The 5599-nt window shown below is 70.9% G+C and carries 6 protein-coding genes; all 6 read left to right on the forward strand.

The genetic code is table 11. The annotated features are described in order from the left end of the window. Nucleotides 1-3082 (forward strand): TonB-dependent receptor (locus C666_RS18285; protein ID WP_004347661.1); only part of this gene is annotated, 3082 nt, incomplete at its 5' end. Between the two features lie 32 nt (nt 3083-3114). Then, entirely contained in the window at nt 3115-3723 is a 609-nt protein-coding gene (locus tag C666_RS18290; RefSeq protein WP_004347663.1) for a biliverdin-producing heme oxygenase, read from the forward strand. 31 nt (nt 3724-3754) lie between these two features. Then, entirely contained in the window at nt 3755-4150 is a 396-nt protein-coding gene (locus C666_RS18295) for a YbaN family protein (protein ID WP_245603947.1), read from the forward strand. Between the two features lie 61 nt (nt 4151-4211). Then, nucleotides 4212-4949 (forward strand): tonB-system energizer ExbB, encoded by a 738-nt coding sequence (gene exbB / locus C666_RS18300; protein ID WP_004347665.1) that lies wholly within the window; start codon nt 4212-4214, stop codon nt 4947-4949. Between the two features lie 13 nt (nt 4950-4962). Further along, complete coding sequence (exbD, locus tag C666_RS18305) at nt 4963-5385, forward strand: TonB system transport protein ExbD (RefSeq protein ID WP_004347666.1); 423 nt, start codon at nt 4963-4965, stop codon at nt 5383-5385. After that, a partial coding sequence (locus C666_RS18310) for a hypothetical protein (protein WP_004347668.1) occupies nt 5382-5599 on the forward strand: 218 nt, incomplete at its 3' end. The genes exbD and C666_RS18310, both read left to right, overlap by 4 nt.

The following is a 5599-nucleotide window of genomic DNA, read 5'->3' on the forward strand; positions in this document are numbered from 1 at the left end:
GGCCGCCGAGCCGGCCGGCGCGCAGACCGTCCCGCGCCCGCAGCGCTTCGACATTCCGCCGGGGCCGCTGGCTGGGGCGCTGAACCGGCTGGCCGCCACCGCCGGCCTCTCCCTGAGCTTCGACCCCGCCCTCGTCGGCGGCCGGCACAGCGCCGGGCTGCAAGGCAGCTTCACCGCCGGCGAGGCCCTGGCCCGGCTGCTGGAAAGCTCCGGCCTGACCTGGCGCGAACGCAGCCCCGGCGCGATCAGCGTCGAAGAGCGGCCCGCGGCCCGGGACGGCGTCGTCACCGGCACCCTCAGCGTCGGCGGCCTGCGTGGCGACGGCGGCGGCGCCGAGCGCGACCAGCGCGGCTACGACGGCGTCTACGACCTGGACGTGTCCACCGCCTACATCGGCAAGACCGAAGTCGAACGCTACAAGGGCGCCACCCCCTCCGACCTGCTCACCGGCGTGCCCGGCGTGTTCAGCGGCGACGCCCGCAACAGCGGCGCGCTCGACGTCAACATCCGCGGCATCCAGGGGCCGGGCCGCGTGCCGGTCACCATCGACGGCACCGAGCAGGCCCTGACCGTCTGGCGCGGCTACAACGGCGCCAGCAACCGCAACTACATCGACCCCAACCTGATCGGCGGCATCCAGATCCTCAAGGGGCCGTCGCTCACCCGCAACACCTACACCGGCATCGGCGGCGCCATGGTCGTCAACACCCTGGACGTGGACGACATCCTCGACCCCGGCCAGACCTTCGGCGGCGAAATCAAGCTCGAAGGCAGCAGCAATTCGGTGGACCCGCGCCTGCCCAGGCTGCGCACCGGCGAAGACTACCGCAACGTCGACGGCTTCCCCTGGAACACCCCGTCCTTCCCCTACAACGACCGCAGCCTGGCGGTGCAGCCCAAGCGCGGCGGAGGCGGCTACAACGTCTTCGACGGCGGCGACCACGCCTACCGCCTCGCTTTCGGCTGGCGCCCCGCCGAGCAACTGGACCTGTTCGCCGCCTACGCCTACCGCGAGCGCGGCAACTACTACGCCGGCAAGCGCAACGCCGGCTACTACTCCAGGGAACGCACCAGTTCCGCCGACGACTACATCACCAACATGGCCCGCTACTGGCTGCCTGGCAACGAAGTGCCCAACACCTCCAGCCAGATGGAATCCTGGCTGTTCAAGGCCACCTGGCGGCCGAGCCCCGACCAGGCCGTGCAGTTCGGCTACCGCGACAGCCTCGCCTACAACGGCGAGATCATGCCCTCGCGCATCCTCGAAGCCGACGACCGCGGCGCCGTCCAGTGGCCGCTGAGCCGGGTCGACGCCCAGGCGTACAACCTGGAATACAAATGGCAGCCCGCAGGCAGCCGCTGGGTCGACCTCTACGCCAACCTGTGGCACACCGACACCCGCAGCGACACCTACACCGCCGGCGGCTTTCCCAACTTCGCCTTCGGCCCGGCCGCCCCCTATCTCTTCAACACCGCCCTGCGCGGGCAGGACAACGGCCGCAGCGGCGTCACCCTGAGCAACAAGATGGCCCTGCTCGAGACCCTGGACCTCACCCTGGGCGGCAGCTACCAGTACGAAAAGCTGCGCTCCGACCGCGACCAGAGCGGCCGCATGGACCCCAACCTGCCCAGCTGGAACGGCATGTGGAGCTACCCGCGCGCCGGCCGGCGGCAGGAATGGGAAAGCAGCTTCAACCTCGACTGGCGGCCCGCCGGCTTCCTGAGCCTGAGCGCGGGCGCGCGCTATGCCAGCTACTGGGCCTTCGACGATTTCCTCAAGGAGCACGAGGGGGATATACGGGGCTCGGTTACGACCGGATACTCCGTCGAGTACGGGACGCGCGAGATCCATATGCTGAGCGATGCCGAGGTCGAGGCGCTTCAGGATGCCGCGCTCGGCAATACGCTCACGCTGCTGCGCCGGCGGGCGGAGCGCTTCGGATGGGATCAGGCCACCCTCGATGCCGCGATCGCCGAAGCGCGCAGCAGCATCCATATCGACCGCGAGGTCGTCACCGTAACCCCCCATCAGGTTCCGTGGGAGTCGGATGCCGACGGCAACTACACCAAGGCGGGAAACGCCTGCCTGAATGGTTCGCTGGAGGGGGTGGACAACATCGTCGACAACATCTGTCACACCCGCGCAGTCAGCGTCAGCATGCCCGCCGTTGCCAAGAAGCGGAAGGACCATGGCTGGGTGCCGTTTCTCTCGGCCACGCTCAACTTCAGCGACTACAGCCGGGCCTATTTCCGCTACGGCGAAACCCTGCGCTTTCCGAGCATGTTCGAAAGCACCATGGCCTTCTCCGCCGGGCTCAATCCCTGGGGCGTCAAGCCCGAACACGCCTACAACTGGGAAGCGGCCTACGTCCACGACCTCAGCCCGCTGTTCCGGCCCGGCACCGTCGCCGACGTCAAGCTGGCCTACTACGACAACAAGACCCGCGACGCCATCGAGCGCGACGGCAGCTTCAACTTCAACAACGTGGACGAGCACCGCATCCGCGGCATCGAACTGAGCGGGCGCTACGACAACGGCCGCTTCTTCACCGACCTGGGCATCAACTACAACCTGGAAAACGAGGTCTGCGACGAAGACACCGCGGCCAAGCTGAGCACCACCAACGGCTACGTCCCCGGCAGCGGCCGGCTGGTGCCGGACTGCGTGGACTACGGCTTCCCCGGCGGCTACCTGCTCACCCAGTCCGCCCCGGACCTCTCGGCCACCTGGGCGCTCGGCGGGCGCTTCCTGGAGCGCCGCCTGGAAATCGGCGGCCGCGCCACCTACTACCGCGAATACCGCAACGACGACCTGGAATGGTTCCGCCGCAATTCCTACCAGCAATGCATCGGCCAGCAAGCCAATTGCAGCGGGCGATTCGTCTACACCTTCAACGTCCCCTTCTCCTGGGGCAACACCCTGCTGTTCGACGCCTACGTGCGCTACCGGCTGGACAAGAACCTGGCCCTCGAACTCACCGGCACCAACCTCACCGACCAGTACTACGTGGACCCCGCCACGCGCTCCGCCGTCGCCGCGCCGGGCCGCAGCGTCAAGCTCAGCATCACCGGCCGCTTCTGAACCCCTTTTCCACCCTTACCGGAACCTGCACCATGACCACCACCACGACCGCAACCGCCGCCACCCGCAGCCAGCGCCTCAAGGCCGCCACCCACGCCACCCACGACGTGCTCGACAAGCGCGTGATGGCCGGCGACATCTTCGCCAGCCGCGATCACTTCGCCCGCTTCTTGCGCGTGCAGTACCGTTTCCACCGCGACATCGACGCGCTGTACGCCGACCCCGCGCTCGCCGCCCTGCTGCCGGGCCTGGCGGCGCGCCGCCGGTGGCCGCAAGTGGAGGCGGACCTGACGGCCCTCGGCCAGCCGCTGCTGCCGCCCGCGCCGGGCCGGCTGGCCGCCGGCGCACCGCTGCCCGAAGCCCTGGGCTGGCTGTACGTGGCCGAAGGTTCCAACCTGGGCGGCACGCTGCTGTACAAATGGGCGCACGAAAAGCTCGGGCTGGACCAGGGCTTCGGCGCCAGCCACCTGGCCGCCCATCCGGAGGGCGCGGCGCGCCACTGGCGAGAATTCACCGCCGCGCTGGACGCGGTGGTGCTGTCGCCGGCGCAGGAGGCGGCGGTGATCGCCGCGGCCGAGGAAGCCTTCCGCACCGTGCATGGCTACGTGGCCGAAGAATTCGCCGGTGCCGCCGGCCGCTGAACCAGGGCCGGCTCCCACGCCGCCCGCCGCCTTGCCGCCGCCATCCCCGCCCGCGCCGCCGCCGCTGCATGGCTGGCGGCGCGTGCTGCTGCAGTGCCTGGCCGTCATCAGCCTGGGCGTGGCGGGCGTGGGCGTGGTGGTGCCGGGCCTGCCGACCACGGAATTCGTGCTGCTGGCGGCCTGGGCCGCGGCGCGCAGTTCGCCCCGGCTGCACGGCTGGATCGTGCGCCACCGCCTGTTCGGCCCGCTGCTGGCGCACTGGCAGGCCGGCCGCCTGCCGCGCCGGGCCAAGTGGGCGGCCACCGCCACCATGGGCCTGGCCGCCACGGTGGCGGCGCTGACCGTGCCGCACCGCGTCGGCGTCGCGCTGCTGGCCGCCTGTATGGCCGGCGTGCTCGTCTGGCTGTGGCGGCGGCCCGAACCCTGAACGCGGGGCGCGTCCGCGCGGATGCGCCGCCGATCTTTCCTTCGCTGAACTGGATGAAAACATGCAAGCCGATTTCGCCGCCGTCACCCTGCCGCCCGACCTGACGCCCTGGAACATGTTCCTGCACGCCGACGTGGTGGTGCAGGCGGTCATGGCCGGACTGGCCCTGGCCTCCATCGCCACGTGGACCGTGCTGGTCGCCAAGACCTGGGAACTGTCGCGCATCGGCCGCGGCCTGCGCGCCGCCGGTGCGGTGCTGGCGCAGGCCGCGCTCCTGCCCGACGCGGCGGACAATCCGCACCTGGACCAGGGCGTTGCTCGGGCGCTGGTCCAGGCCGCGCTGCTCGAACTGCGGCAGTCGGCCGGCCTGGCGGACAAGGCCGGCATCAAAGAGCGGCTGGCCCTGCGCCTGGAACGCATCGAACTGGCCTGCGTGCGCCAGTTGCGCACCGGCACCGGCCTGCTCGCCACCGTCGGCGCCACGGCGCCGTTCGTCGGCCTGTTCGGCACCGTCTGGGGCATCATGAACAGCTTCATCGGCATTGCCCGCGCCAACACCACCACCCTGGCGGTGGTGGCGCCGGGCATCGCCGAGGCCCTGCTGGCCACGGCCCTGGGCCTGGTGGCGGCGATTCCGGCGGTGGTGATCTACAACCATTTCACCCGCCGCCTGGGCGGCCTCAAGGGCAGCCTGGGCGACCTGTCGGCCGGCGTGCAGCAACTGGTGTCGCGCGACCTGGACCGGCGCGAATCGCCGAAGGCCGGCATTGCCGCTGTGGCTGCCGCGGCCGGCCACTGACGGAGGCGGCCCGATGGCGATCACCACCAGCCGGGACGACGACGACCCGGACGAAAACCACGAGATCAACGTGACCCCGTTCATCGACGTCATGCTGGTGCTGCTGATCATCTTCATGGTGGCCGCGCCCCTGGCCACCGTGGACGTGCCGGTGGACCTGCCGGCGAGCACGGCGCGGCTGCAGCCCAGGGAAGGGGAGCCGGTGTACCTGACCGTGCAGGCGGATCTGAGCCTGACGCTGAACCAGGCGGCGGTGACGCGGCAGACGCTGGCGGCCGAACTGGAGCGGGCGACCGGCGGTGACCATGCGCAACGCATCTTCCTGCGCGCCGACAAGGGCGTGCCCTATGGCGAGCTGATGGAGGCGATGAACGCCCTGCGCGACGCCGGCTACCTGAAGGTGGCGCTGGTAGGGCTGGAGGCCGGGGCGCGATGAGCGGCCCCGCGTGGGCGCCGGGCGAGCGCGCGGGACTGCGCTGGGCGGGCAGCCTGGGCATCGTGCTGCTGGCGCACGCGGCCCTCATCGCCGCCGCGCTGCGCTGGCATGCCCCGCGCGAAGCCGAACCGCCCCCGCAGCCGGCGTCGGCGGTGATGGTGGAACTGGCGCCGCTGCCGGCCGCGCCCCCGGCGCCGCCCACCGCCTTGCCGCC

This window comes from Thauera linaloolentis 47Lol = DSM 12138 (genome assembly GCF_000310205.1).
Lineage (GTDB): Bacteria > Pseudomonadota > Gammaproteobacteria > Burkholderiales > Rhodocyclaceae > Thauera > Thauera linaloolentis.

What these genes read in the sequence shown, in the direction of transcription:
- C666_RS18290 (WP_004347663.1), top strand. Translation starts at nt 3,115, where the DNA reads ATGACCACCACCACGACCGCAACCGCCGCCACCCGCAGCCAGCGCCTC.
- exbB (WP_004347665.1), top strand. Translation starts at nt 4,212, where the DNA reads ATGCAAGCCGATTTCGCCGCCGTCACCCTGCCGCCCGACCTGACGCCC.
- exbD (WP_004347666.1), top strand. Translation starts at nt 4,963, where the DNA reads ATGGCGATCACCACCAGCCGGGACGACGACGACCCGGACGAAAACCAC.